The organism is Defluviimonas salinarum, assembly GCF_026013545.1.
Taxonomy (GTDB): domain Bacteria; phylum Pseudomonadota; class Alphaproteobacteria; order Rhodobacterales; family Rhodobacteraceae; genus Albidovulum; species Albidovulum salinarum.
Window position 1 is genome coordinate 285575 of record NZ_JAPDOG010000001.1, and the last position, 25953, is coordinate 311527.

General features: G+C 65.3%; 25 protein-coding genes and 1 tRNA gene. 16 read left to right on the forward strand and 10 right to left on the reverse strand.

What is annotated here, in order from left to right; all coding sequences use genetic code 11:
• Positions 1-31: 31 nt before the first annotated feature.
• The 3 genes from trpE to OM960_RS01420 all read right to left on the reverse strand — a co-directional run bounded on the left by trpE (position 32) and on the right by OM960_RS01420 (position 3747).
• Positions 32-1543 carry an anthranilate synthase component I gene (gene trpE / locus OM960_RS01410; protein ID WP_264770820.1) on the reverse strand — a complete coding sequence of 504 codons (1512 nt, stop codon included), beginning with the start codon at positions 1541-1543 and terminating at the stop codon, positions 32-34.
• A gap of 11 nt (positions 1544-1554) precedes the next feature.
• The gene (locus tag OM960_RS01415) at positions 1555-3408 is read right to left on the reverse strand and encodes a peptidyl-prolyl cis-trans isomerase (protein ID WP_264770821.1); all 1854 of its coding nucleotides are present in this window, start codon (positions 3406-3408) and stop codon (positions 1555-1557) included.
• A 126-nt stretch (positions 3409-3534) separates the two neighbouring features.
• Positions 3535-3747 (reverse strand): hypothetical protein, encoded by a 213-nt coding sequence (locus OM960_RS01420; protein ID WP_264770822.1) that lies wholly within the window; start codon positions 3745-3747, stop codon positions 3535-3537.
• Between OM960_RS01420 and OM960_RS01425 the strand changes: the two genes are divergently transcribed.
• A complete protein-coding gene (locus OM960_RS01425) occupies positions 3740-4075 on the forward strand; it encodes a hypothetical protein (RefSeq protein ID WP_264770823.1) in 336 nt (111 codons plus the stop codon). The two genes, OM960_RS01420 and OM960_RS01425, sit on opposite strands and share 8 nt — an antisense overlap.
• A gap of 4 nt (positions 4076-4079) precedes the next feature.
• On the opposite strand, the gene OM960_RS01430 is transcribed toward OM960_RS01425, so the two are convergent.
• From OM960_RS01430 to fabI, 5 genes are all read right to left on the reverse strand, one after another.
• Complete coding sequence (locus tag OM960_RS01430; protein WP_264770824.1) at positions 4080-5258, reverse strand: aminotransferase; 1179 nt, start codon at positions 5256-5258, stop codon at positions 4080-4082.
• Positions 5259-5459: 201 nt separating this feature from the next.
• Positions 5460-6170 carry an imm11 family protein gene (locus tag OM960_RS01435; protein ID WP_264770825.1) on the reverse strand — a complete coding sequence of 237 codons (711 nt, stop codon included), beginning with the start codon at positions 6168-6170 and terminating at the stop codon, positions 5460-5462.
• 98 nt (positions 6171-6268) lie between these two features.
• Positions 6269-6496, reverse strand: a complete 228-nt coding sequence (locus OM960_RS01440) for a hypothetical protein (RefSeq protein ID WP_264770826.1) — start codon at positions 6494-6496, stop codon at positions 6269-6271.
• A 179-nt stretch (positions 6497-6675) separates the two neighbouring features.
• Positions 6676-7182: a xanthine phosphoribosyltransferase gene (gene gpt, locus OM960_RS01445; RefSeq protein WP_264770827.1), complete on the reverse strand. Its 507-nt coding sequence runs from the start codon at positions 7180-7182 to the stop codon at positions 6676-6678.
• Entirely contained in the window at positions 7179-8015 is an 837-nt protein-coding gene (fabI, locus tag OM960_RS01450; RefSeq protein ID WP_264770828.1) for an enoyl-ACP reductase FabI, read from the reverse strand. The genes gpt and fabI overlap by 4 nt, the downstream gene beginning before the upstream one ends.
• 143 nt (positions 8016-8158) lie before the next feature.
• Here fabI and pdxH point away from each other — a divergent pair, with 143 nt between their 5' ends.
• The 7 genes from pdxH (at position 8159) to OM960_RS01485 (ending at position 15943) form a co-directional block, all read left to right on the forward strand.
• On the forward strand, positions 8159-8764 hold the full coding sequence (pdxH, locus tag OM960_RS01455) for a pyridoxamine 5'-phosphate oxidase (RefSeq protein WP_264770829.1): 606 nt from the start codon (positions 8159-8161) through the stop codon (positions 8762-8764).
• Between the two features lie 107 nt (positions 8765-8871).
• Entirely contained in the window at positions 8872-9405 is a 534-nt protein-coding gene (locus tag OM960_RS01460) for a cold-shock protein (protein ID WP_263332516.1), read from the forward strand.
• On the forward strand, positions 9402-9878 hold the full coding sequence (locus tag OM960_RS01465) for a DUF192 domain-containing protein (protein ID WP_263332518.1): 477 nt from the start codon (positions 9402-9404) through the stop codon (positions 9876-9878). The genes OM960_RS01460 and OM960_RS01465 overlap by 4 nt, the downstream gene beginning before the upstream one ends.
• Before the next feature lie 40 nt (positions 9879-9918).
• Positions 9919-9995, forward strand: a tRNA-Pro gene (locus OM960_RS01470).
• 271 nt (positions 9996-10266) lie between these two features.
• The gene (locus OM960_RS01475; protein WP_264770830.1) at positions 10267-10560 is read left to right on the forward strand and encodes a hypothetical protein; all 294 of its coding nucleotides are present in this window, start codon (positions 10267-10269) and stop codon (positions 10558-10560) included.
• Between the two features lie 1263 nt (positions 10561-11823).
• A complete protein-coding gene (locus OM960_RS01480; RefSeq protein ID WP_264770831.1) occupies positions 11824-15504 on the forward strand; it encodes a vitamin B12-dependent ribonucleotide reductase in 3681 nt (1226 codons plus the stop codon).
• Between the two features lie 208 nt (positions 15505-15712).
• A complete protein-coding gene (locus tag OM960_RS01485) occupies positions 15713-15943 on the forward strand; it encodes a DUF2188 domain-containing protein (protein ID WP_264770832.1) in 231 nt (76 codons plus the stop codon).
• A 187-nt stretch (positions 15944-16130) separates the two neighbouring features.
• On the opposite strand, the gene OM960_RS01490 is transcribed toward OM960_RS01485, so the two are convergent.
• Complete coding sequence (locus OM960_RS01490) at positions 16131-16991, reverse strand: LysR family transcriptional regulator (protein ID WP_264770833.1); 861 nt, start codon at positions 16989-16991, stop codon at positions 16131-16133.
• Positions 16992-17096: 105 nt separating this feature from the next.
• Here OM960_RS01490 and tmpA point away from each other — a divergent pair, with 105 nt between their 5' ends.
• From tmpA to OM960_RS25400, 8 genes are all read left to right on the forward strand, one after another.
• Entirely contained in the window at positions 17097-18242 is a 1146-nt protein-coding gene (tmpA, locus tag OM960_RS01495; protein WP_264770834.1) for a 2-trimethylaminoethylphosphonate dioxygenase, read from the forward strand.
• A complete protein-coding gene (gene tmpB / locus OM960_RS01500; protein ID WP_263332527.1) occupies positions 18239-18835 on the forward strand; it encodes a (R)-1-hydroxy-2-trimethylaminoethylphosphonate oxygenase in 597 nt (198 codons plus the stop codon). The genes tmpA and tmpB overlap by 4 nt, the downstream gene beginning before the upstream one ends.
• On the forward strand, positions 18832-19500 hold the full coding sequence (locus OM960_RS01505; protein ID WP_263332529.1) for an ureidoglycolate lyase: 669 nt from the start codon (positions 18832-18834) through the stop codon (positions 19498-19500). The genes tmpB and OM960_RS01505 overlap by 4 nt, the downstream gene beginning before the upstream one ends.
• A 266-nt stretch (positions 19501-19766) precedes the next feature.
• The gene (locus OM960_RS01510; RefSeq protein WP_264770835.1) at positions 19767-20948 is read left to right on the forward strand and encodes an RsmB/NOP family class I SAM-dependent RNA methyltransferase; all 1182 of its coding nucleotides are present in this window, start codon (positions 19767-19769) and stop codon (positions 20946-20948) included.
• 103 nt (positions 20949-21051) lie between these two features.
• On the forward strand, positions 21052-23361 hold the full coding sequence (locus OM960_RS01515) for an ATP-binding protein (protein ID WP_264770836.1): 2310 nt from the start codon (positions 21052-21054) through the stop codon (positions 23359-23361).
• A 99-nt stretch (positions 23362-23460) separates the two neighbouring features.
• Positions 23461-23892, forward strand: coding sequence for a helix-turn-helix domain-containing protein (locus OM960_RS01520; RefSeq protein WP_264770837.1), 432 nt, complete (start codon positions 23461-23463; stop codon positions 23890-23892).
• A gap of 106 nt (positions 23893-23998) precedes the next feature.
• Positions 23999-24145: a helix-turn-helix domain-containing protein gene (locus OM960_RS01525; protein WP_264770838.1), complete on the forward strand. Its 147-nt coding sequence runs from the start codon at positions 23999-24001 to the stop codon at positions 24143-24145.
• 93 nt (positions 24146-24238) lie between these two features.
• Positions 24239-24442 carry an HGGxSTG domain-containing protein gene (locus tag OM960_RS25400; RefSeq protein ID WP_290428495.1) on the forward strand — a complete coding sequence of 68 codons (204 nt, stop codon included), beginning with the start codon at positions 24239-24241 and terminating at the stop codon, positions 24440-24442.
• Positions 24443-24587: 145 nt separating this feature from the next.
• Here OM960_RS25400 and OM960_RS01530 read toward each other — a convergent pair whose 3' ends face one another.
• Positions 24588-25484 (reverse strand): sulfotransferase domain-containing protein, encoded by an 897-nt coding sequence (locus tag OM960_RS01530; RefSeq protein ID WP_264770839.1) that lies wholly within the window; start codon positions 25482-25484, stop codon positions 24588-24590.
• Positions 25485-25953: the final 469 nt, after the last annotated feature.

Sequence of the window (25953 nt, forward strand, 5' to 3'; positions counted from 1 at the left end):
CGGCGCCTCGCGGCCGCAATCTAGACCGGTATCAGGAGTTTCCGCGTCGGGCGAACAGGCCTGCGTCTTCAGCTGCACGCCGCAACGCCTTGGACTTGTTCACGGTTTCCTGGAACTCGGCTTCCGGGTCGCTGTCGTAAACGACGCCGCCGCCGGCCTGGATGTAGAGCTTCTCGTCCTTGACCACGGCGGTCCTCAGCGCGATGCACATGTCCATCTCGCCATTGGCCGCGAAATAGCCGACGCCGCCGCCGTAGATGCCGCGCTTCTCGGGCTCGAGTTCGTCGATGATCTCCATCGCCCGCACCTTGGGCGCGCCCGAAACCGTGCCGGCCGGCAGGCCCGCGAGAAGCGCCGAGAGCGCGTCCTCGCCCTCGCGGATCTCGCCGACCACGTTCGAGACGATGTGCATGACGTGCGAATACCGCTCGATGATGAACTTCTCGGTCGGGCGCACGGTGCCGATCTTCGCCACCCGGCCGACATCGTTGCGGCCGAGGTCGAGGAGCATCAGATGCTCGGCAAGTTCCTTCTTGTCGGCCAGAAGATCGGCCTCTAGCGCGCGATCCTCTTCGGGCGTGGCGCCGCGTGGGCGGGTGCCCGCGATCGGGCGCACGGTGACTTCGCCGCCGCGGAGCCGTACGAGGATCTCCGGTGAGGCGCCAACGATGTGGAAGCCTCCGAAATTGAAGAAGGTCAGGAATGGCGAGGGATTGGTGCGGCGCAAGGAGCGGTAGAGCGCGAAGGGCGGCAGCCGGAAATCGGCGGTCCAGCGCTGCGAGGGCACGACCTGGAAGATGTCGCCCGCGCGGATGTAGTCCTTGGCCTTCTCGACCGCGGCCCGGTAGCCCTCGGGGGTGAAGTTGGAACTGAGCGGGCCGAGATGCGCGGAGGTGCCGAGCGAGCGCGTCTCGCCCGAAGGCGCGCGTTCGAGGTCGCGCACGGCGTCCATCACCCGTTCGGCCGTCTGCGCATAGGCCGCGCGCGCCGAGAGGCCCGAGCCGACCCAGGCCGGCGAGCAGACCGTGACCTCGCCCTTCACCCCGTCGAGCACCGCGACGATGGTCGGGCGCATCAGCGTGGCATCGGGCACCCCGATCGGGTCGGGCTTGACGTTCGGCAGGTGCTCCACCAGCCGGATCATGTCGTAGCCGAGATAGCCAAAAAGCCCCGCCGCGATCGCCGGGAGGCCCTCGGGCATCTCGATCCGGCTTTCCGCGATCAGCGCCCTCAGCGTCTCGAGCGGATGGCCGTCGAGCGGCTCGAAGGCTTCGGCGTCGAACCGCGCCTCGCGGTTGATCCGGCTCCGCTCGCCGCGGCATTCCCAGATCACGTCCGGTTTCAGCCCGACGACCGAGTAGCGCCCGCGCACCTCGCCGCCGGTGACGCTTTCGAGCATGAAGCTCATCGCCTGCGCGTCGGCGAGTTTCAGCATCAGCGAGACCGGCGTGTCGAGATCGGCCGCGAGACGGGCGAAGACAAGCTGGTTCTCGCCGCGTGCCCAGCCGGCCTCGAAGGCCTCGAAAGTCGAGATCAGAGCCACGGGCGGTTCCTTCAGTTCAGCTGGGCGTGGACGGCATTGACGGCCGCCTGGTCGATGCGGATGCCGGCCTCGGCCTGCAGGGCTCCGGTAAAGAGCTCGAACATGTCCTGTGCCAGCGACTGGCCGAACTGCGCCTCGAGCGCGTCATGCGCCCGGGTCAGCTCAGGGCTGTCGGCGGAAGCCGCCGTGATCCCGGTCAGTGCCACGACATGCACCATGTCGGGCGCCTCGACGACAGCGGCTTCGCCCTCGGCAAGCGTGAACACCCGTTCGGCGACCTCGGCCGACGCGCCGGAGATGAAGCCGCCGCGGGCGAAATCCTCGTAGCGAGTCGTCACGAGCCCGGTCGCGTCAAGCGCCTTGCCCGCCGCAAGCTCGGTCCTGATCTCCTCGGCGCGCGCCACGAGGCGTTTGTGGGTCTCGTCGCGGGTCCAGGCCTCGGCGGCGGCCTCCCTGACCTCGTCGAGCGGTCGCAGCGCCGGTGCGTCGATCCCGTCAAGCCGGAGCGCGAACACGCCGCCATCGTCGAGCGCGGTAAGGGTGGGGAAGTCCGCGTCGGTCGCCGCTTGGGCGGCATCGCGGAAGGCGCCATAGGCGGCGATCCCGTCTTCGGTCGTGGCGTCGAACGCGACCTCTCCAAGCTCCATCTCGGTTTCGTCGGCGACCTCCTCGAGCGTCGCACCGCTCGCCAGCAGGTCTTCGATCGCGTCGGTCCGGTCCGCGATCATCCGCCGCGCCCGGTCAGCCGAAGCCTCGGCGGCGAGGTCCGGACGGGCCTCCTCGAAGGTCACTTCCTGCGCTTCGAGAATGCCGTTCATCGCGTAGAGTGCCGGTCCGAGTTCCGACGGAAGCGGTCCGACCACGCCCGGCTCCCCGAGCGCGAAGACCGCCGCGCCGGCCGCGCCGAGCGCCGCCTCGGACATCTCGCCGAGATCGGTATCGGCGAGAGTCAGCCCACGCTCCCGCGCAAGGTCCTCGAACGTCGCCTCGCCCGCGTCGAACCTTGCCCTGGCGGCCTTGGCCGCGTCCTCGTCCGGGTAGACCAGACGCTCGACCAGCCGCCGTTCGGGCGTGACGAATTCGTCGATCCGCTCCTGGTAGCTGGCGCGCAATGCCTCCTCGTCGAGCTCGACCTTGTCCGCCAGCATGTCGGGCGACAGCCAGACATAGCTGATGCGCCGGGTCTCGGGCCGGGTGAAGGCCTCGGGATGGGCCTCGTAATAGGACTGGATCTCGGCCTCGGCCGGAGCCGGGACCGGTTCGGCGAGGTCCGGTGCGGCAAGCTCGGCCAGCGTGAAGCTGCGGGTCTCGGTCAGCCAGGCGGCGGCACGGTCGACCGCCGCCTCCGGTGCCGCGGTGCCGCCGAGGAGCGCGCCTTGCAGGAGCGTCCGCGCCGTCTCGTCGCGCAACTTGGCCTCGAACTCGGCCTCGCCGAGCCCTTCCTGTTTCAGCGTGAGCGCATAGGCGTCGCGGTCGAACTTGCCGTCGAGCCCCTGGAAGGCCTCGATCCCGAGGATGCGCTTGCGTACCTCGCCATCGCCCACCGAGAGGCCGATCCGGTCGGCCTCGTTGTCGAGCGCGGCCGAGGCGATCACCCGCGCCATCACCGACCGGTCGATGCCGAGCGACTGCGCCTGCGAAAAGCTCACCGGCTGGCCGATCTGGGCCGAGACCGCGGCGATCTCGCGGTTCAGCATGCGGGCGTAATCGCGCAGGTCGACCTCGCGCTCGCCGACCGTGCCGATCGTCCGGACCGAGCCACCGAAATTGCGCGCACCGAAACCGCCAAGGCCGAGGATCAGCATCGCCATGAGGATCCAGATGATGGTGTTTCCGCGCTTCTTGCTGCGCAGCGGGTTCGACATGGCGGCGGTTCTCCCGAAAGACCAGTTCCCCCGGTGTTTAGGCCAGCGGGCAGGGCGGGGCAAGGCTCGTCACGGGCCGGGCGCGCCTTGACAGGGTATCGGGAAGAAAATACCCGATTAAAACACTCACGAATTAGCGGAACCCCTAAGGAAACCCTTCGCGTCCTTCTGATCCTCGGCCACCTTATGGTCTTCGCCGCCGCGCTCTACCTCGTGATGAGCGAGGATCTCCGCTTCCTGCGCGCTCGCCGCGCTCTTCGTCACCGGGGCCGCGGTGATCTGGCTCGACACCGGATCTTCGCCCACCGAGATCGCGGCACGGCCGAAGCTCGTGGCCAAGATCACCGTCGTCGCCGTCCTCGCGCTGAACGGGGCGGCATTGCACTGGATCCTGTTCCCGATGCTCAAGGGACCGCGCGGCGGGAGCCGGCGCTGCGCGGTGCCGGCGTGCCTTCTCGGCGCGGTGTCCTCGGTGTCCTGGCTCTACGCGAGCTTCCTCGGCGTCGCGAAGCCGCTCGCCAGCGCGCTCGGCCTTTCGGGGTTCCTCGGGCTCTACGCGCTTGCGCTCGGCCTCGCGATGGCGGGCGCGCTCCTCATCGTCGCCCCGCGCCTCAGGCGTCTGATGGGAGCGGCCCCGGCCGCTGCCGGCCTCTCTCCGGTCGTGTGACCGATCAGGCGCGGAACGCGGCCAGCCGGTCGATCAGAGCGCCGACGCCCGCGACCCCGACATTGGCGAAGGCGATACGGAGCTGGCGCGCGCCGGCCGGATCGCCCTCGGGCATGAACATCGTGCCGGGCAGGAGGAGCACGCCCGCCTCGCGCACCAGCCGCCGCGCAAGCTCGGGCGCGGCGACGGGGCAGGGGTGTTCGACATAGGCGAAGAACGCGCCGCAGCCCAGGAGCCGCCAGCCCTCGAGCCGCGCGATCCCAGCGGTCATGGCGGCACGGCGGGCGAGGATCTCGGCGCGCTCGCCCGCGACCCACTGGCCGAGGTTGCGCATCCCCCAAAGCGCGCCGATCTGGCCGAGCTGGCTCGGGCAGATCGCCACCGTGTCGAGGAACTTCTCGACCTCGGCAAGCCGAGCCCGGTCGGCGACGATCGCGCCAACCCTGTGGCCGGTCAGCCGGTAGGCCTTCGAGAAGGAATAGAGATGGACGAGCGTGCCCCGCCAGTCCGGATCGGCGAAGAGGTCATGCGGCGCACCCGCGCGCGAGTCGAAATCGCGGTAGGTCTCGTCGAGGATCAGCGCGATGCCCCGCGCCTGCGCCAGCTCGTAGAAGGCGCGCAGCGTTGCGGCCGGGTACTCGACCCCGCCAGGATTGTTCGGGGTGACAAGGACGATGGCGCGGGTGCGCTCGGTGACGAGCCGCGCCGTCGCCTCGGCCTCGGGGATCAGCCCGGGTCCGGTCGGAAGCGGGACCGCAGCGATCCCCTGCATGTCGAGCCACATCTTGTGGTTGAAATACCACGGCGTTGGCAGGATCACCTCGTCCCCGGCCCGGGCGATCGTCGCCATCACCGCGCAGAAGGCCTGGTTGCAGCCCTGGGTGATCGCAACCTCGCCCGCCGCGATTTCGCCGCCATAGGCCGCCGACCATTGTGCCGCCACCTCGTCCCGGAGCGCCGGCAGGCCGAGCACCGGCCCGTAGAGATGCGCCGCCGGATCGTTGATCGCGGCCTCGGCGAGCGCCTGCCGGAGCCCCTCCGGCGGCGGCTCCATCGGCGCGGCCTGGCTGACATTGATCAAGGGCCGGTCGGGCGGGAAGGTGACGCCGTCGAGCCAGCGCCGGGCCTCCATCACCGGGGGCGGGAAGGTCCGGGCCATGTCGGGATTGAGGGGCAGGGGCATCGGTCCTCCGGCTTAAGCGCGCCCCGAAGTTAAATACGCCCGGCGTCCCGGCGGCAAGCGCCGCCGCGCTCATTGTGGAGCCAATGGCGCGCCTGCTGCCATGAATTGGCAGGTGGCATCCACGTCCTCCGCGGAGCCTGTCTTCGGCAGAATGTGTTCAAGACGCTCGGGGCGCAGCACATCATCAACGCCTCCCGGAAATCAGAGTTCGGTGAAAGTGGACCAGGCGCGCCACCCGGTCAGGCCACGGGCCTTGATGAGGTCGACGAGCGGCTGGGATGCGAAAATGTGCATGTCACTTCTGACGTCTCGCCAAAGCCCCATCCCCGCGATCCGGTCGGCGTGAACGGCAAAGGCGGTGTGTCCCAAATGAAAAGTGGTCGTGTCGGTCACAGGATCGGTTGGCTTGCCGCCCACCCGCTGCAGTTGCGGGCTTGCGTTCAAATTGATCGTGTTCAAGAGCCGGGTGACCCGCATGAAATAGAACGGCCGTCTTTCATGCAGCCCGCCATCCTTGCGGCGGATCTCGACCGGGACGAACTGATGCACATCCTTGTCGAGGCTCTCGACCGCGTCCCTGAAGGCCTGGCTGACGATGGGGCCGGTATAGCCGATCCCGCCCTCGTAGTCCTGGAAGGTCACGTTGTTGTCAGCAATCAGCAGCGGTGGATACATCTCTTCCGGCACCCGCGCGCGGATGTCGGCGGTATTGTCGATCTCGGGCACCGGCAGGCCTGCGGCACGCGCGGCGTTTCTGGCTTCCCGGCCACTCCACGCCTTGGCCTTCCATTCTTCGCTCTTGAGATTCCCAAGATAGTCGCCAATCCGTTTGGTCAGCCGATCCGCATCGCCCGCAGGCGTATCCAGCGACCGGTCGGGCCTGTCGATGTCGACGCCAATGATGATCCCCATTTGTCCGCTCCTTAGATTCTGTTTGCGCCAGTCAGAAGATGATCGGCCGACCCCGCGACTGCCCCCGCCGACCCGGAGAGGGGCAGTCGCACTGCTTTCTACGCGGGTTTTGCACCCGCAGACGGTGCCGCCTGCCCCTCACGCATCTTCTCCAGCATCTCCTTCTCCACAAGCCCGCCGATATGCGGATGCATCCGGAGCTCACCTTCCCTCACCACCTGACGGAAATTGGCGATGACCCAGCCCGCGGTCTTGCGATCCGGCGAGATGACGTCGAGGAGCCAGTTGATGCTGCCCGACTGCCACTCCTCGGGCTTGAGCCGCACCGGGAAGGCGACCGCCTTGATCTGGTCGCGGATTGGAGGTTCAGGCAGGATCTGCGGCCTATCGGTTTGCGACCGTTACCGGCAGGGTGGCCACGTGAGAGACCGGGCTGCCCCCGGCCATTCTTCATTGCTAAAATACCCCCGCCGGAGGCATCCGCAGGTCCGGCCGGGCGCAGGCGTCAGTCCGCGCCGCGATAGGGCTGGACGTATTGCAGCGCCATGTCCCAGGGGAAGAAGATCCAAGTATCCTGGCTCACCTCGGTGATATAGGTGTCGACCATCGCCCGGCCCGCGGGCTTGGCATAGACCGTCGCGAAATGCGCCTTGGGATAGAGGTTGCGCACCAGTTCCAGCGTCTTGCCGGTATCGACGAGGTCGTCGACCACGAGCACGCCTTCGCCGTCGGTGCCCATGATCTCGGCCTGCGGCGCCTTGATCACGCGCGGCTGGCTCTGGTCCTGGTGGTTGTAGGACTTGACCGAGATCGTGTCGACGACGCGGATGTCGAGCTCGCGGCTGACGATCATCGCCGGCGCCATGCCGCCCCGGGTGATCGCCACCACGGATCGCCAGGCGCCGCCGTCCGGACCCTTGCCGTCGAGCCGCCAGGCCAGCGCCCGCGCGTCGCGGTGGATCTGGTCCCAGGAGACATGGAAGCCCTTCTCGTGCGGCAGCCGATCACTCATTGCGCCGCCTCCTTGCCTCCGCGCCCCGTCACGACGTCGATGTCGGGCGCGTCCACCGCTTTCATGCCGACGACGTGATAGCCGCAATCGACATGGTGGGTCTCGCCGGTCACGCCCGAGCCGAGATCGGACAGGAGATAGAGCGCCGACTTGCCGACATCCTCCTGGCTGACGTTGCGACGCATCGGCGAGTTGAGCTCGTTCCACTTCAGGATGTAGCGGAAATCGCCGATGCCGGAGGCGGCGAGCGTCTTGATCGGGCCGGCCGAGATGGCGTTGCAGCGGATGCCGTCCTTGCCGAGATCCTCGGCGATGTAGCGCACCGAGGCCTCGAGCGCGGCCTTGGCGACGCCCATCACGTTGTAATGCGGCATCACCCGTTCGGCGCCGTAATAGGTCAGCGTCAGGAGCGAGCCGCCGTCCGGCATCATCGCCGCCGCGCGCTTGCAGACGGCGGTGAAGGAATAGACCGAGATGTCCATCGTCATGCGGAAGTTCTCGGCGCCGGTGTCGACGTAGCGGCCGCGCAGCTCCGTCTTGTCCGAAAAGCCGATCGCATGGACGACGAAGTCGAGCTTGCCCCAGACCTTCTCGAGCCGCGCGAAGAGCGCGTCGAGCGAGGCGGCGTCCGAGACGTCGCACTCGATGATCTCGGTGGAGCCGATCTCGGCGGCAAGCGGCTCAACGCGTTTCTTCAGCGCCTCGCCCTGGTAGGAGAAGGCGATCTCGGCCCCTTGCTCGGCGCAAGCCTTGGCAATCCCCCAGGCGATCGACTTGTCGTTCGCCACTCCCATGATCAGGCCGCGCTTACCGGCCATCAGTTTGGTCGCCATTTCTGCTCCCGGCTACTTTAGTATCGAGTGCGAAAGCATTAGGCTAAGTTCAGACCTGCTTCAAGGGCAGGGCGGAGCGGCCAAGAATACAACCGACGACAGACCGGGGAACCGGCGGGCGACCGGAGAGGGAGAGGCAGTCCATGACCGACCGCAGCGGCATCTTCGCCGGCGATGACCCGTTCGCCATCGCGCGCGCCTGGCTGGCCGAGGCCGAGTCGACGGAACCGAACGATCCCAACGCGATCGCCCTGGCCACGGTCGACGGCGGGGGATTGCCGAATGCCCGCATGGTACTCCTGAAAGAGATTGAGGCGGACGGCTTTCTCTTCTACACGAACTATGGTTCGGCCAAGGCGCGCGAAATTGATGTTGCCGGGAAGGCGGCTTTCGTGATGCACTGGAAATCACTTCGCAGGCAGATCCGTGTACGGGGTCTGACCAGTCGCGAAGAGGGGCGAATGGCGGACGAGTATTTCGCCTCACGGTCGTTGCAGAGCCGGCTCGGCGCCTGGGCGTCGCGTCAGTCGCAACCGCTTGCCTCTCGGGGCAGGTTGATGGCCGAAGTGGCACGAGTGACGGCGGTGCATGGTGTCGCACCCGAGCGGCCGCCCTTCTGGGGCGGAATCAGGCTCAAGCCGTTGGAGATTGAGTTCTGGGCCGATGGGGCCTTTCGGCTGCACGACCGCTTCCAGTGGCGCCGTGCGGCTATTGAGGAGGAGTGGACCGTAACACGGTTGAGCCCCTGATCGTCGTTTGGTGCTTTGCCAGTGAGTTGACCTTATGTGCGTGAACTTGAAACCGACCCTCTGATCGCCGCCGGCGAGACGCGGGCCGGGATGGGAAATAACGGACTATGACGCAAGAAGAACAGAGCCAGCACGAGGTCATCGGCCGCGTGAAATGGTTCGACCCAGCGAAGGGATTTGGTTTCATCATCGCCGACGGCAGCGGCGGTGACATCCTGCTTCACGCCAATGTTCTTCGGAACTTCGGCCAGAGCTCGGTCGCAGACAACGCGCGAATCACGGTGATCGTCCAGCAGACAGCGCGCGGCGCGCAGGCCGTCGAGGTGCGCGAGATCCTGCCGCCGGAAAACGAGCATATGGTGCCGATCGAGGACCTGGGCGACAGCGATGCCGCCGAGATCGCGGCGCTGCCGCTGGAACCGGCGCGCGTGAAGTGGTTCGACAAGGCCAAGGGCTTCGGCTTTGCCAATGTCTATGGCCGCCCTGAGGACGTCTTCATCCATATCGAGATCCTTCGCCGTTCGGGGTTCGCCGACCTCCAGCCCGGCGAGGCGGTTTGCCTGAGGGTGATCGAGGGCAAGCGTGGGCGGATGGCCGCGCAGGTCGCCTCTTGGGAAGCCGCCCAGCGCGAGAAGAGATGACGCCGAGGGCAGTCGCCGCATTCCAGATCGCTGCGTGCCTTGCAGGACCGGCAACGGCCGGCTGCGGCGACGAGGTCGCGGCATTCCGCTGGCCGGGCGGTGCCGCCGAATTCGCGATCGAAATCGCCGACGATGCGGAGGAACGCGCCCGCGGCCTGATGTTCCGCGAGGCGCTCGCGGCCGATGCCGGCATGCTCTTCATCTACGAGCGGCCGCAGGCGGTCGCGTTCTGGATGAGGAACACGCTCATTCCGCTCGACATGGTCTTCATCGGCACCGACGGCCGGGTCAATGGCGTCCACGCGATGGCGGTGCCCGGCGACGAGACCCCGATTCCCGGACCACCCGAGACGCTTATGGTTCTCGAGATCGCTGGGGGGCGCGCGGCCGAACTCGGCCTCGTGCCAGGCGCGGAACTTCGCCATCCCCGGCTCGTCCAGGCGACGGCGCTCTGGCCCTGCGGGCAACCTTAGCTCTTTCCCTTGGCGTGCCAAGCCGCTAGAGACGAGACGTCGGGGCGTAGCGCAGCCTGGTAGCGCGACGGTTTTGGGTACCGTAGGTCGGAAGTTCGAATCTTCTCGCCCCGACCATTTTTTCCAAGGAACTTTAATGGCCTGCGGGCTTCCATCCGTCCCGGCCGCGCCGATTTGTGCCCCCGGTTTGCAGGTTGGTTTGCAAAGTCCGCATACTGACCGCCTGCCGCCGAGCCGACCGTCTGATTCAATCCAATCCATTTTCTTGACAGGGAACAACAGAACGGGCTTCCCCAAGCCGACATCGCCGCCTTCAGCGCGGGCGGCCGCGACATCCACGCGGCCCGCCTCAATGTCGGCACCGCCCGGGAACCCCGCTAAATCACTCTTGGCCCCCCTAGACCGGCTTCCGGTCGCCGGGATCGCGGGCGGCCATGTCGTCAACATCTCGCCCGAAGAGGCGCACTCCGAGGCGGAACTCGCGCGACTCGGACAAGTCCTCGACATCCTCTCCTTAGCCGAGGGCAACGATGCGAAGCTCGGTCTCGACGGCGTGGTGGTCCCAAGGCGCGAACTCCGGATGCTCTCATGGCAGCATGGCACCAGCCGAAGCCGCCGACCCATCCACATGTTCCGCTTGACTGAATCCGAATCCCGTCTCTTACTGCGCTCGACGGCTTAAGGTTGTGTTATTCTTGCTGACTATACCCTGACGATTTCGCTTCTTCTGGCCAATCTCGATGAATCTGCGCACAGTTAGAGGACAAGAGTTCAAGTGCGAACACATTCCGTCTGTGCGTTTGCGATGCTAATGATCGCTACCCCGAGTTCGACACTATCTGAAGGATGGCGGGAGTCCGATTTTGATTGTCCCAAACTCGGGCGACGACTTTACGATCAAGAGTTGCTGGCTACACTCCGAACATCAATAAAAAGTAACTGGGTCTCTGCAAGAAACCTGGAAATACCAAGCATGGAGCAGATGCAATCGGCGGATCCGGCGTGTTGCGGTGTTGTTTCGGATCCGGAGAAAAACCCTTGGGCGGACGACACAGAGAAAGACAACGTTAGCTGGTGGCGACGTCTTTTGGAGCGCCCCCGACTTCTGGTTTACTTCAACTATGAAGACCCCGATGGAACGGGCGATACATTCTCCGCTCACGGCCTCCTAAGTACTTGCGGGGATATTCTGTATATGACGTTCTCGACGAAGAAATAGATGACAGAGCAGATCGACGGAAGGACGATACTCAAACAATATCCATTCGGCGCGGCCGATGCGCCTATGAACTTCGATTCACGCATCCGGCCTGCGGATGCTCCAGATACAGACATAACTCTCGATGGAACCGCGACTTTGCAAGACGGCCACCGACACCTACACCAACACCGGGGACGTCACCGTCGGAAGTTCGAATCTTCTCGCCCCCACCATCCAGCTTGAACAGACCGAACTGCCGCTCGACCGTCGTCAAATTGTCACGGGACACGGGCAGACTGGCGGGTGCCAGCGCGCTTGCCGGCTGTGGATGTTTTTGTGCGTATCGCGTGGCCGGGTGCGCCAAAGTCCTTGCATACAAGCGGTTTTCCGCCGGCCAGTCGGCGTTGTCCTGCTGTGGGTGAATCGGAAGCCCGGGCAGGCCGGTCGGGCGGCTTTGTCGGTCAACCGAAATCTCTCGGAAAAAACCTCAAAATTCTGTTGACCCGCACCCGCTCCATACGCCAGTTTGTATGAGCCGACGGGGTAGCCACAAGATTTAGTGGCTGACGCGACGGGGACAGAACATCAGCGATTACGGCCGCACGATCATACGGCCCCTGTGCAGTGGAGCGATCCGCCGCCAAGGCTTTCTTGTCCCTCCGCTCATCCTCGGGCACCGGTTGCGGCCAAGCTCCCCAGAGGGCGTGCCGTGCAAGTGATAACGCGACGGAAGACGGGGCAGACATGAAGATCGAACGCAAATTCACGAAGGCAGGGGCCGACGCCTATTCCGAGATCGGGTTCACCACCACGGTCTCCGAGATCCGCAACCCCGATGGCAAGGTCGTCTTCCGCAACGACAGCGTCGAGGTGCCCGAGGGCTGGAGCCAGGTCGCCTCCGACGTGCTCGCGCAGAAGTACTTCCGCAAGGCGGGCGTTCCGGCGCGGCTGAAGAAGGTCAAGGAAAAGGGCGTTCCGGAGTTCCTGTGGCGGTCGGTTCCCGATGCGGACTCGCTGGCCAAGCTGCCCGAGGAGGAGCGTTTCACCGGCGAGACCTCGGGCAAGCAGGTCTTCGACCGGCTCGCCGGCGCCTGGGCCTACTGGGGCTGGAAGGGCGGCTATTTCTCGACAGAGGCCGATGCCCGCGCCTATTACGACGAGATGCGCTTCATGCTGGCCGAGCAGATGGCCGCGCCGAACTCGCCGCAGTGGTTCAACACCGGCCTGCACTGGGCCTACGGCATCGACGGTCCGAGCCAGGGCCATTTCTATGTCGATTTCCAGTCGGGCGAACTGGTGAAGTCGAACTCGGCCTACGAGCATCCGCAGCCCCATGCCTGCTTCATCCAGTCGGTCTCGGACGACCTCGTGAACGACGGCGGCATCATGGACCTCTGGGTCCGCGAGGCGCGCCTCTTCAAATACGGCTCGGGCACCGGCACCAACTTCTCTTCGCTCCGCGGCGAGGGTGAGAAGCTCTCGGGCGGCGGCAAGTCCTCGGGCCTGATGGGGTTCCTCAAGATCGGCGACCGCGCGGCGGGCTCGATCAAGTCTGGCGGCACCACGCGGCGCGCGGCCAAGATGGTGATCTGCGACATGGATCACCCTGATATCGAGCAGTTCATCAACTGGAAGGTCATCGAGGAGCAGAAGGTCGCGGCCCTCGTCGCCGGCTCGAAGATGCATGAGCGCCAGCTCAACGAGATCTTTGCGGCGATCCGCCAGTGGGACGGCTCGACCGAGGATGCCGTCGATCCGGCGAAAAACGAGGCGCTGAAAACCGCGATCAGGTCGGCCAAGAAGGTCGCGATCCCGGAAACCTATGTCAAACGCGTGCTCGACTACGCCAAGCAGGGTTATGCCTCGATCGAGTTCCCGACCTACGACACCGACTGGGACTCGGAAGCCTATGCCTCGGTCTCCGGCCAGAACTCCAACAACTCGGTGCGGGTGACCGACGCCTTCCTCAAGGCGGTGAAGGACGACGCACCGTGGGAGCTGATCCGCCGCACCGACGGCAAGGTCGCCAAGACCGTGAAGGCGCGCGATCTCTGGGAGCAGATCGGCCATGCCGCCTGGGCCTGCGCCGATCCCGGCATCCAGTTCCATGACACGGTGAACGCCTGGCATACCTGCCCGGCCGACGGGCAGATCCGGGGCTCCAACCCGTGCTCGGAATACATGTTCCTCGACGACACGGCCTGCAACCTCGCCTCGATGAACCTCCTGACCTTTTACAGGGAGGGCCGCTTCGACGCCGAGGCCTATGTGCATGCCACGCGGCTCTGGACCGTGACGCTGGAAATCTCGGTGCTAATGGCGCAGTTCCCCTCGAAGGAGATCGCCCAGCGCAGCTACGACTTCCGGACGCTGGGCCTCGGCTACGCCAATATCGGCGGGCTCCTGATGAACATGGGGCTCGGCTACGACAGCGACGAGGGCAGGGCTCTCTGCGGCGCCCTGACCGCGCTGATGACCGGAATCTCCTACGCCACCTCGGCGGAGATGGCGGGCGAGCTCGGCGCCTTCCCGTCCTACAAGAAGAACGCCGAACACATGCTGCGGGTGATCCGCAACCACCGCAACGCGGCCCACGGGCGCACGGGTGGCTACGAGGATCTCGCGGTCAAGCCGGTGCCGCTCGACCACGCGAACTGCCCCGACGAAACCCTTGTGGAACTTGCGAAATCTGCTTGGGACGAGGCGCTGGCTCTGGGCGAGAAACACGGCTTCCGCAACGCGCAGGCGACGGTGATCGCGCCGACCGGCACGATCGGCCTCGTGATGGACTGCGATACGACCGGGATCGAGCCGGACTTCGCGCTGGTGAAGTTCAAGAAGCTCGCGGGCGGCGGCTACTTCAAGATCATCAACCGCTCGGTGCCGGCGGCGCTGGAAACGCTCGGCTACGGCTCGGCCGAGATCGAGGAGATCATCGCCTATGCCGTCGGCCACGCGTCCTTGGGCAACTGCGCCGGCATCAACCACACTTCCCTCATTGGCCATGGCTTCGGCCAGGCGGAGCTCGACAAGATCGAGGCCGCGTTGCCCTCGGCCTTCGACATCCGCTTCGTCTTCAACCAGTGGACACTCGGTGAGAAGTTCTGCCAGGAAACCCTTGGAATTCCGGCGGAAAAGCTGAACGATCCGACCTTCGACCTGCTGCGCCACCTCGGCTATACCCGCCGCCAGATCGAAGAGGCGAACGACCATGTCTGCGGCACGATGACGCTGGAAGGCGCGCCGCATCTCGATCCCAAGCATTACTCTGTCTTCGACTGCGCCAATCCCTGCGGCAAGAAGGGCAAGCGCTTCCTCTCGGTCGACAGCCATATCTACATGATGGCGGCGGCGCAGAGCTTCATCTCGGGTGCGATCTCCAAGACGATCAACATGCCGAACAACGCGACCATCGAGGACACGCTCGCGGCCTACGAACTGTCGTGGTCGCTCGGCATCAAGGCCAACGCGCTCTACCGCGACGGCTCGAAGCTCAGCCAGCCGCTCGCATCGGCGCTGGTCGAGGATGACGAGGAGGCCGAGGAGATCCTCGCCACCGGCTCGGCGCAGGAAAAGGCCGCCGTGCTCGCCGAGAAGATCGTCGAGAAGATCCTCGTCAAGGAGATCGTCCGCTCGCATCGCGAGAAGCTTCCGGAGCGCCGCAAGGGCTACACCCAGAAGGCCATCGTCGGCGGCCACAAGGTCTATCTGCGCACCGGCGAGTACAAGGACGGCTCCTTGGGCGAGATCTTCATCGACATGCACAAGGAAGGGGCTGGCTTCCGGGCGATGATGAACAACTTCGCCATCGCGGTCTCCGTCGGCCTGCAATACGGCGTGCCCTTGGAGGAATTCGTCGACGCCTTCACCTTCACCAAGTTCGAGCCCGCGGGCATGGTCCAGGGCAACGACTCGATCAAGAACGCGACCTCGATCCTCGACTACATCTTCCGCGAACTGGCGGTGAGCTATCTCGACCGCACCGACCTCGCCCATGTGAAGCCGCAGGGTGCCAGCTTCGACGATCTCGGCGGCGGCAATGACGAAGGCCAGTCGAACCTCGCCGAGGTGAGCGAGAAGACCGCGTCGAAATCGCTCGAGGTGCTGAAGCAGATCTCCTCGACCGGGTATCTGAGGAAGCGCCTGCCGCAGGAACTGATCGTGCTGCAGGGCGGCATGGGTGCGACTGCGCTTGCCGGCGATCCGGTCGCGGCGCTCAACACGCTGGTGCCGGGAGGGCAGGCGGTGCTGGCGGCCTCCACCACGGCGATCGCCACGGGCACGGTGTCGATGGACGCCCGCACCAAGGCCAAGATGCAGGGCTACGAGGGCGATCCTTGCGGCGAATGCGGCAATTACACGCTGGTGCGCAACGGCACCTGCATGAAGTGCAACACCTGCGGCGGTACGAGCGGGTGTAGCTGAGGAATTGAGGGTTGGGGCGCGGAGGTGCAACTCCGCGCCCCGGCCGCCCCGCATCTGATCAGCACCGTGCGGGACAACCGAAACTCGGCCCATTGGGTCGATGGCGACCAAAGACAACGTTCGGGTGACGGGTTCAATGGTGTGCTGACTTACCAACAGGGATGTCCACAGCAAATTGGACTAACCTGTGAACAAGAGGAGTTGGGATATGCCCAACAAAGACAACTTCTGGACGTCGCCCCGAGACGATGGGCGCTGGGAAGCGCAAAGGGAGGGAGGCGAGCGAGCTTCCCGAGTCTTTGATACCCAACAGGAAGCTTGGGATTATACCCGCGAACGTGCTCGGGAGACTGGCGGAGAGGCCTTTCTCCAGGGTCGCAACGGTCGAATTCGTGAGCGCAACACGTATGGAGACGACCCCTATCCTCCGAAGGGATAGGCTCAAATAGGGGGGGGCGGATAAGCCCTTCCCACTCTCTTCCGGGGCGGGTGCGCTCGCCCCTCACCGACGTTCAGGACGCAGGCAAAAAACCGAGCGGTATCAATCATGAGCCTGGACGGCGAAACTGGGGGCCAGCTGGCCCCCTTTTCCTTTGCACGGTCCGAATGGCGGGGTAGTTCGTCGGCTAGCCGGGTTTTCCGAACGCCGTCGCGAGGCTCTCCCACTGGCGCTTGCTGATGGCGCTCTTGCTGGCGGTCATCCAGTAGCTTTCCCGCGGCGCGAGCGTCCGCTCGCTCAACCGCACGATCCGCCCGGCCGCGAGCGCCTCGGCAGCGAGCGGCAGCGAGGCCAGCAGCACGCCGAGGCCGCAGCCGGCGGCCGCCAGCGCCGCCGCGTGGCTGTCGAACCGGAGCGTCGGCACCGGTGTCGCCGGATCGCCGGTCTGGCGCGCCCATTCCTGCCAGCCGGAGCGCGGGCCTGAGAGGGCGATCTTCGGCAGGTCATGCCACGATTCCCCGGTCGCGAGCGCGGGCGCGGCGACCGGGCTCAGGCTCTCTGCGAAGAGCCGGACCCGGTAGCGGTCGGGCCAGTTGCCGTCGCCGTAGCGGATCTCGACCGTTGCGTCCTGCTCGTCGAAATCGGATTGCAGGATCATGGTCGAGAACGAGATATCGAGCCGCGCGCCGGGATCGAGCGCCGCGAGGCGGGGCGCGAGCCAGAGCTGGATCACTGAGGCGCTGGCCAGGATCACGATCTTGCGGTGGCGCACGCCGAAGAGATCGTCGGAGCTCTGCCGGAGCATGGTCAGCGCATTGGTGACATAGGGCAGCCAGGCCTCGCCCTCGACGGTCAGCGCCACGCCGCGCGGCTTGCGGGTGAAGAGCCGCGCGCCGATCCGCTCCTCGAGATGGCCGATGCGCTGGCTGATCGCCGCCTGCGTGAGGCCAGTTTCCTGAGCTGCGGCGGTGAAGCTGCCGGAGCGTCCGGCGGCTTCGAAGGCGCGGATCCATTCCAGCGGCAAGTTGTCGAGCGCGGCAGAAGGCATAACGAAAACGTTCCCTTGGTGCGGAAACAGCTTAATTGTGTTTATGCATGAAACCGGGGACAGTGCCAGCGGAAACACTCCCCGCGAACACGAGAGAGCTTCGCCATGTATGACGTCACCATTGCCGCCGACGCGCGTTCCATCGCGCTGTCCGCTGGCACCACCGCCCCCGTCCGCTTCCACGCGATCTGGCTCAGGGACAACGCCTGGGATCCCGAGACCCGCTCGCCGGGCAATGGCCAGCGGCTGATCGCGCTCCGCGACATTCCCGCCGACACGGCGATCGCATCGGCCGAGGTCGCGGGCAACAAGCTGCGCGTGACCTTCACGCCCGAGGGCAAGACGGTCGATTACGACATCGCCTGGCTTCTTGCTCATGCCTATGACCGCGCCCATGCGCAGGGCAGGGGCCGGGCCGCGCCGCGGATCGAGACCTGGGACAGCGGCCTGATGAGCGCCGTTCCGGTCGCAGACTTCGCCGTCGTGAAATCCGACCCCGCCGCCCTGCGCGGCTGGCTCGCCCAAGTCGCGCGCTATGGCTTCGGCAAGCTCACGAACGGCCCGGTTCGTGACGGCGCGCTCTTCGACGTGGTCGATCTCTTCGGCTATGTGCGCGAGACCAATTACGGCCGCCATTTCGAGGTCCGGACCGAGGTCAACCCGACCAATCTCGCCTATACCGGGCTCGGGCTGCAGGCCCATACCGACAACCCGTACCGCGATCCGGTGCCCTCGGTGCAGGTGCTCTACTGCCTCGAAAGCTCGGCTGCGGGCGGCGAGAACATGGTCGTCGACGGCTTCCGTGCGGCCGAGAGGCTGAAGGCGGAGAACCCCGACTGGTTCGACGTCCTCTCGCGCCATTGCGCCCGGTTCGAATATGCCGGCTCCGAGGGCGTCGTGCTGCGCTCGCGCCGACCGATGATCGAGCTTGCACCGGATGGCGAGCTGGTCGCGGTGCGCTTCAACAACCGCTCCACCGCCGCGATCACCGACGTGCCTTTCGACGAGATGGAAACCTATTACGCCGCCTATCGCCGCTTCGGCGAGATCATCGACGACCCGACGATGGAGGTGACCTTCCGGCTCAATCCCGGTGAGAGCTTCGTGGTGGACAACACCCGCGTCCTCCATGCCCGCAAGGGTTATTCCGGCACCGGAACCCGCTGGCTTCAGGGCTGCTACGCCGACAAGGACGGGCTCCTGTCGAAGCTCGCCGCACTCAGCGGCTCGTTCGCGGAGGCCGCCGAATGACCCGGCCGGATTTCTCCACGCTCACGCCTGCGAACATCGTCGCGTTCCTCGAGGACATCTTCGAGCGCCGCGGCGGCGAGGAGTATCTCGGCGAGCCGGTGACGATGGCCGAGCACATGCTGCAGGGCGCGACGATAGCCGAGGAGAACGGCCAGGACGAGATCATCATCGTCTCCGCACTCCTTCACGATATCGGCCATTTCACCAGCGAATTCGGTACCTTCACGATGGAGGACACCGAGGACCGCTACCACGAGGAGGCCGGCGCGAAGGTGCTGGAGCAGTTCTTCCCGACCGTCGTGACCGATTGCGTCCGCTACCACGTCGCCGCCAAGCGCTATCTCTGCGCGACGAAGCCGGAGTATTTCAAGCGCCTGTCGGAGGCTTCAATCCACTCGCTGAACCTTCAGGGCGGCCCGATGAGCCCCGAGGAGGTCGCCGAGTTCGAGAAGAACCCGAACCTGAAGCAGATCATCCAGGTCCGCTATCTCGACGAGGCGGGCAAGCGGGCGGACATGGCGACGCCGCCCTTCCGTCACTTCGCGCCGATGGTGCAGCGCATCGTCGATGCCCATTGCGGAGCCGGGGCGTGAGCAAGCCCGAGTACATCTTCGAAGCGTCGAGCAAGCCCTCGCTGCCCTGGCACGAAGTGCCGCTCATCCGGGCGACCGACGTCTCGCTCAGGGGCTACGGCTGCCTCGTCGATGATCCCGACGATTTCGAGATCGGGATCACCCGCTGGCCGCAGCAGGGCTGGCGGCCGATCGACGAGGGCACCGGCGACGAGGGCGGGTATGTCGAGGGCACGTTCAGATGCGACTGGCGGGGCGACGTGCTCTACGGCGAGAACGAGGCCGTGAACGGGCACTACGTCCTCGGCTGGTCGGCCGATCCGCAACAGGCGCGGACCGACCGGCGGACGGCCGCGCGGGACCAGGTGCTGCTGTGGCACATGAACTACCATCCCGACGGCGGGCAGCTCTTCTATCCCCTGGACCGCAAGCCGTTCATCGTGCCCGCGGCCTTGCCCGGCGACAACCTCTCGCCCGAGAAGGTCGTCGCCTTCTGGGGCGACGGCTCCAAGGGCATCTACATCCATGCCGGCATCTGGCACGAAGGCGTGTTTCCGGTGGAGGACGAGCAGCGATTCCTCGACCGGCAGGGGCGCGTCCATGCCCGTGTGAGCGCCGATATCGGCCGGGAGTTCGGCGTCTATCTTTGCTGCCCGCTTCGAGCCGACAGGGTCCGGGATCTCTGACATCAGGGACAGCGTCTGCCTCTCCCTCATGGATAGAATGGGCTTCGCGACCGCGAGCCTGTTGGGATTGCGGATCCCGGTTCGGCGCACCACACGTCGATGACCGCCCGCTGTGCACCGTCGGGCCGGCGCGGCTTCCCTCCGGCCGAGCACCGCGATAGGTTGCGCCCGCGCCGATGCGGCGCGACGGCCCGAGCCTGCGGCCGTGGCATTTTCCAGGGCACACCGTTCGAGCGGCGGTCCCACAGCGAAGCGGATGGACGGCGATGACCCCTGCGGCCCGGATCGGCGCGGCGATCGAGATCCTCGACCGCATCCTTGGCGGTGCGGCGGCCGAGCAGGCGCTGACGGGCTGGGCGCGGGCGAACCGTTTCGCCGGTTCCGGTGACCGTGCTGCCATCCGCGATCAGGTTTTCGACGCGCTGCGTTGCCGGCGGTCCTTCGTGGCCCTGTCCGGGGGCGCCGAAAGCGGCCGGGCGCTGATGATCGGCGCGCTCAGGGCCGAGGGACGACCGGTCGGTGAAGTGTTCTCCGGCGACGGCTACGCACCGGCTCCGCTCAGTGCGGAGGAAGCGGCCAACCTCGCCTCGGCCCCATCCTACGAAGCACTGGCGGAGCTCGTGGCACTCGACTGCCCGGACTGGCTCGCGCCCGCGCTCCGCGATGCGCTCGGCGAGGATTTCGCGCAAGTGATGCAAGCGATGCGCCACCGCGCGCCTGTGATCCTCCGCGCCAACGCGGCCCGCGGCAGCCGCGCCGAGATTCGTGAGGCTCTGGCACGCGAAGGGATCGAGAGTATCCCGCATCCGCTTGCGAACCATGCGCTGAAAGTGACTGGAAACGCGCAGAAAATCCGCAATTCAGGTGCCTATTCCGACGGCCTTGTGGAATTACAGGACGCGGCCCCGCAAGCGGCCGTCGAGGCGCTTCCGCTCAAGCCGGGGATGCGCGTTCTCGACTTCTGCGCCGGCGGTGGCGGCAAGTCGCTCGCGATGGCGGCGCGCAATCGCGGGCACTACGTCGCCCATGACGCCGCCCCCTCCCGGATGCGGGATCTGCCGCTGCGCGCCCGCCGCGCCGGTGCGAGGATCGAGATCCGCGACAGCGCGCAGCTCGCGACCGGCGCGTTCGACCTCGTGCTGATCGACGTGCCTTGCAGCGGCAGTGGAACCTGGCGCCGGGCGCCTGAGGCGAAGTGGACGCTTGGGCCGGATCGGCTTGCGGAGCTTGTCGGCCTTCAGGCCCGGATATTCGACACCGCCGCCCGCCATGTCGCGCCCGGCGGATCGCTGGCCTACATGACCTGCTCGTTGCTGGGCGCAGAGAACCGGGCGCAGGTCGCCGCATTCCTCGCCCGCACGCCCGGATGGCGGCTGGTCACGAACCGTCTCTATTCGCCACTGGACGACAGCGACGGGTTTTTCGGCGCCTTGCTAATGCGCGACTGAGGGCAACAAAACACACTTAATGGTTGTGTTCTGTGCCGATTAATTGCGACTTAAGCATTTCGGACCCCAATTGCGGGAACCGAATCTGAAAGGAGTCACGCTTGTGTCGCATCGGGCGCTCTCTCCGCATCCGCTGACCCGCACGGCGCTGCGGCTTGCGCCGCGCAACGCGTATCTTGTCGCCGCTGCCGCACTGTCGTCCGTCATCGCCTGGCTCGTCGCCGATCACGTCGCGGGTATCGCCGTCATTTCCGCCGCAGGCGCTTTCGCCGCGCTTTCCGCCCTGATCGGCGGCCTTGCGCTGCGTCACGGCCATGCCCGGTCTGACCTGCATCAGCAGATCGCCGATTTCATTGCCAACGACGCCTCGCCAAGCTTCACCACCGACGGCGACGGCGAGATCGGCACGCAGAACGGTGCCGCGCTGGAACGGTTCGGTAGCCGCGGCGGCCAGTCCTTGACCCGAACCCTCGGCGAGGTCATCGCAAACCCCGCCGCGCTCCTGCACCGGATGCAGAACCGGGCCGAGGCTCTCGGTTCGGCGCGCGAGGATCTGGTGACCCGGCGGGGGCATGTGCGTCTCGCCGTACATCGGATCGGCGAGGGGGCGTTCCTGTGGCGGCTCGAAGACATGGCCGAGCGATTGGTCGGCGGTCGGGGTGCGGAAACGATCAGCCTGCCGATGATGACGGTATCGAAGAGCGGGACGGTTCTTTTCATGAACGACGCGCTGCGGCGGCTGCTCGGTGACAGGGTCAAGACGATCGACAGGATCTTCAGCGACCTGCCCGTGCGCCCGGGGCAGGAGCATGTGGTCGCCGGCGCCGAAGGCCCGATCCGCGCGGTCGCCGCGCAGATCGAGAGCGCCGGGGGGCGGCGCGAGATCTACCTGCTTCCGGCGTCGGACGGGACCCCGTCGTTAACCAGTGATCCGACGGCCTTCGAGACCGTCCCGGTCGCGCTCCTGCGTTTGAGCGCGGCGGGGGAATTGCGAGAGGCCAACCGGGAAGCCCGCGATCTCCTGGGCGAGATCGCGCCGGGAACCGGATTTGCCGCTCTGCTTGAAGGACTGGGACGCCCCGTCGACGACTGGCTCGCCGACGCTCTGGCGGGGCGCGCCGACCGGCGACCGGAGGTCTTGCGCGTGCGGAATGCCGACGCTGATGTCTACCTGCAAGTGACGCTCACGCGGACCATCGAGGACGGACGCCCGGCGCTGGTGGCGGTGCTGTCGGACGCTACACAGTTGAAGACGCTTGAGGCACAATTTGTCCAAAGCCAGAAGATGCAGGCGATCGGCCAGCTCGCAGGCGGCGTGGCGCATGATTTCAACAACCTGCTGACGGCGATATCGGGGCATTGCGACCTGCTGCTTCTGCGCCACGATCGGAGCGACCCCGACTATGCGGATCTGGTTCAGATCAATCAGAACGCGAACCGCGCGGCGAGTCTCGTCGGTCAGCTTCTCGCTTTTTCCCGCAAGCAGACACTTAAGCCGCAGGTGATCGACCTGCGCGACGCATTGTCCGACCTCGCGCATCTGCTCAACCGTCTTGTCGGCGAGCGGATCCACCTGAGCCTGATTCACGACCCATCGTTGAGTACGATCCGTGCGGACAAGCGGCAGCTTGAGCAAGTGATCATGAACCTTGTCGTGAACGCCCGGGACGCGATGCCGGACGGCGGCGAGATCCGGATTGAAACCGAGATGCAGACGATCATCGATGAGTTCCAGCGGGACCGCGCCACCATTCCTCCGGGCGACTACGTCGCGGTGCGGGTGACCGACGCCGGTGTCGGGATCGCCCCCGACAAGCTGCAGAAGATCTTCGAGCCTTTCTACACGACGAAACGGCAGGGCGAAGGAACCGGTCTAGGTCTCTCTACAGCCTATGGAATCGTCAAGCAGACCGGAGGATACATTTTCTGCGACAGCGTGGTGGGGCAGGGTTCGACGTTCACGCTCTACTTTCCTGCTCTCGAGGCAGAGGAGGTGGAGGTTGCGGCGACGGAGCTGACACCCACTCCACGTCGCCGTTCGCAATCGGGGGAAGGTGTCGTTCTCCTGGTGGAGGATGAAGCGCCCGTGCGCGCGTTTGCCAGCCGGGCACTTCGGATGCGTGGCTATACCGTGATCGAGGCAGAGAGCGCTGAAGACGCCCTCAAAACGCTCGAGGATGAAACGCTCGCAGTCGATGTCTTTGTTACGGACGTGATCATGCCGGGTTTGGATGGTCCGACATGGGTACGGGAGGCTCTGAAGGCGCGACCGAACACACGGGTCGTGTTCGTTTCCGGCTACTCGGAAGAGAGCCTGACCGAAACAAGGGAGCGAATTCCGAACTCGGTGTTCCTACCGAAGCCGTTTTCCTTGAGCGAATTGACGGCAATTGTTCAAGACCAAGTTCTGTAATCCGCAACTGCGCATATGTCCACGTTTGGGTCAGGACCCATTGATCTTGGATCTGCGACGTGATTCAGCCTCCGCAGGGACACTGACCGATGGGCGACGATGAAGCCGACGCCGCGCGCGCTCTACATCGAGCTTCGCCGCCGCTTCAACGGCGCGAACAACGGCGACATCTTCCTCTCGGTGCGAGGCGCCGCGCGGGCGCTCAACGTGAGCAAGGACACGGCGCACGCCGCGTTCCGAGACCTGATCGCGCGCGGCTTCATCCGGTTGACGGAGGGCGGGCACCTCGGCCCGTCCGGCATCGGCAAGGCGGCGAAGTGGGCGTTGGAGGAGGAACCGACGCGGGATGGCAAACCCGCGACCAAATCGTTCATGCGCTGGCAGGAGGAAAAACAGAACCCCGTCCGAAAGTCCCGCACGACCCGCCTCGAAATTTCGGACGGTGACAGCGTCAACGGGGCTTCTGGCGGCTCAACCGTCCGAGATTTCCGCACGCTTTCGGCCAATTCGGCCGCGAGCCTGTCCGGATAGTTGGGACATATCTACATCTAGCCATAGGCAGAGCGGGCGAGGTTCAATGCAAAGGCGAGGCACGCATGACAGGCGATGACTTGAAACGGGAACGGCTTGAACGCGGATGGAGCAGCGCGACCTGGCCCGCCGCGCCGGGCTGCATCATCGCTCGGTGCAGTATTGGGAAGGGCAAGCGGAAATCGATCCACTCGCCCATGCCGTCCAGGCAATCGCGCGGGCGTTCGGCTGGCGCATTTCCCCGCACCACTAAGCACGCGCGCGATATGGGGTCTTAGACCGCGAGGCGGAGCTTGCCGCCATAGACCATTATTTCGCGGGGGCGCTGCGGCGACGGCTGCGCCGGATGGTCAACCGCCGCGTCATCTGCGGCGCCAAGACGCGCAAAGGCACGCCGTGCCGGGCGAAGTCTGAGCCGGGCCGGAAGCGATGCCGGTTCCACGGGGGCAAGAGCACGGGGCCGAGACCATCGAAGGGGGTGGCCCGGATTGCCGAGGCCCAACGATTGCGCTGGGCGCGATGGCGGGCCGAGCGGGCAGCACCAGAATAATGGCCATGTCTCGAAACCGTGTTGGTCCGCTTCGAGCCCGGAGCGGACGTTTCATCGGACACATGATCACTGGAAGTGCGATTACCAGTTTTCGACCGCGTCATTGACCACGCCGAGCTCAGAGCAACCGAGTCGGCTGTTCTCTCTAACTGCCGCCCGCGAGCAGCCAAGTTCGCGCCTTTTCGTCGGGCACAAGTTCAGCAAGGCGTGTATTGAAAAGGTCGATCTCTGCTGGCGAGAGCTGGCCTTCCCACTTGCCAGAGCTACCGGAGTCGAAAAATCCGGCGTCGGATTTCCAGTAGCCGGTACCGCCCACGGGAGCATAGTCGACTGCTCTAGCCTTCATGGCCCCGAAAACCGTGGCTGCTGCGACCTGATCAATCAATTCTGCGCTGGCCTCAATGCCAGCAGCCTTGGCCAGATGTTGCACAGTGCGGTGACCGTCGCGCAACATGTCCGAATAGTGAAAGACGTCCAGGTTTGGATAGCGTCCTGAAAGGACCGTTTCGGAATAGTGCAGCGTCAAGGACGCCAATGTGTCTTTGTCAAAATCGTCCGGGTCCACTGGATCATTGATAAACCGACGGATGGAATCCGGGACAGGCAAGCTCATCGGGTGATCCGGCGTGACAACTCTTTTGTTGGCTTCGTGTTTGCGTAGGGAAAAGAAGATATCCAGTGGGTGTCGGTATACAGCAATGACTTTTACACCCTCCCAGATCGGAAACCCATCTGCCGGTGTATGCGTCTTCACCACCCGCCGCTGCTTTTGTGCCGCCAGCGTCGTCGCCACTTCATCGGCGGAAACCCCAAGGTCCGCGTCAACCCACGGAGACAGCACCGGTACCTTGTCCGGCAGATCCGCACTGCCATTGACAAGCATCGCAAGCATGGTTTGTGTCCAGGTCGTTCCACACTTGGGCGGCGTGCAGACAAGGATGTCGCCTTTTCTTGGGCTCCAGGTCGTCCAACGCAAAGGATCGGTGGTCGAACCACGATATTCCCGACCCGCGGGTGCAAGGACTGAAGCAGGATCATCCATGGGCCGACGATTTCACGGCCTGGCATATCTGGCAAGTCCGGCTGCTTCATTTGACCCCGAGCGCCCATGCCGCCCGTGCGTGGTTGGACCATCATGGCGAGGTTCCGTGCAGACCTGGACCGTCAAGGTCCGCTTTGTCCGCAAGGCTGACGGGCACGGTTTGCAGGCATGGCCAAAACAATCAGAGGAAATCAGTGGCGGGGTGACTATGGACTACCGGGGGTGGGGTCAATCCCTGTGACCTGCTGGCTTGGGACCGGTGCGGGAATTGGGCGAGCATAACCCGCAACATTTTATCGCCGCGTCCAAGGTCATGCGGAATTAAAATGGCGGTCAAAATGGCGGATTGAATGCAGCCGGTCAGGGGCAATTCATTGAATTTAATAGAGATATTTAGGTGATATGGCGGAGAGACAGACGGGCAACGCGCTGTTGCAGCGCGTTGCCCGCCGTTCGGAAATATCTGAAA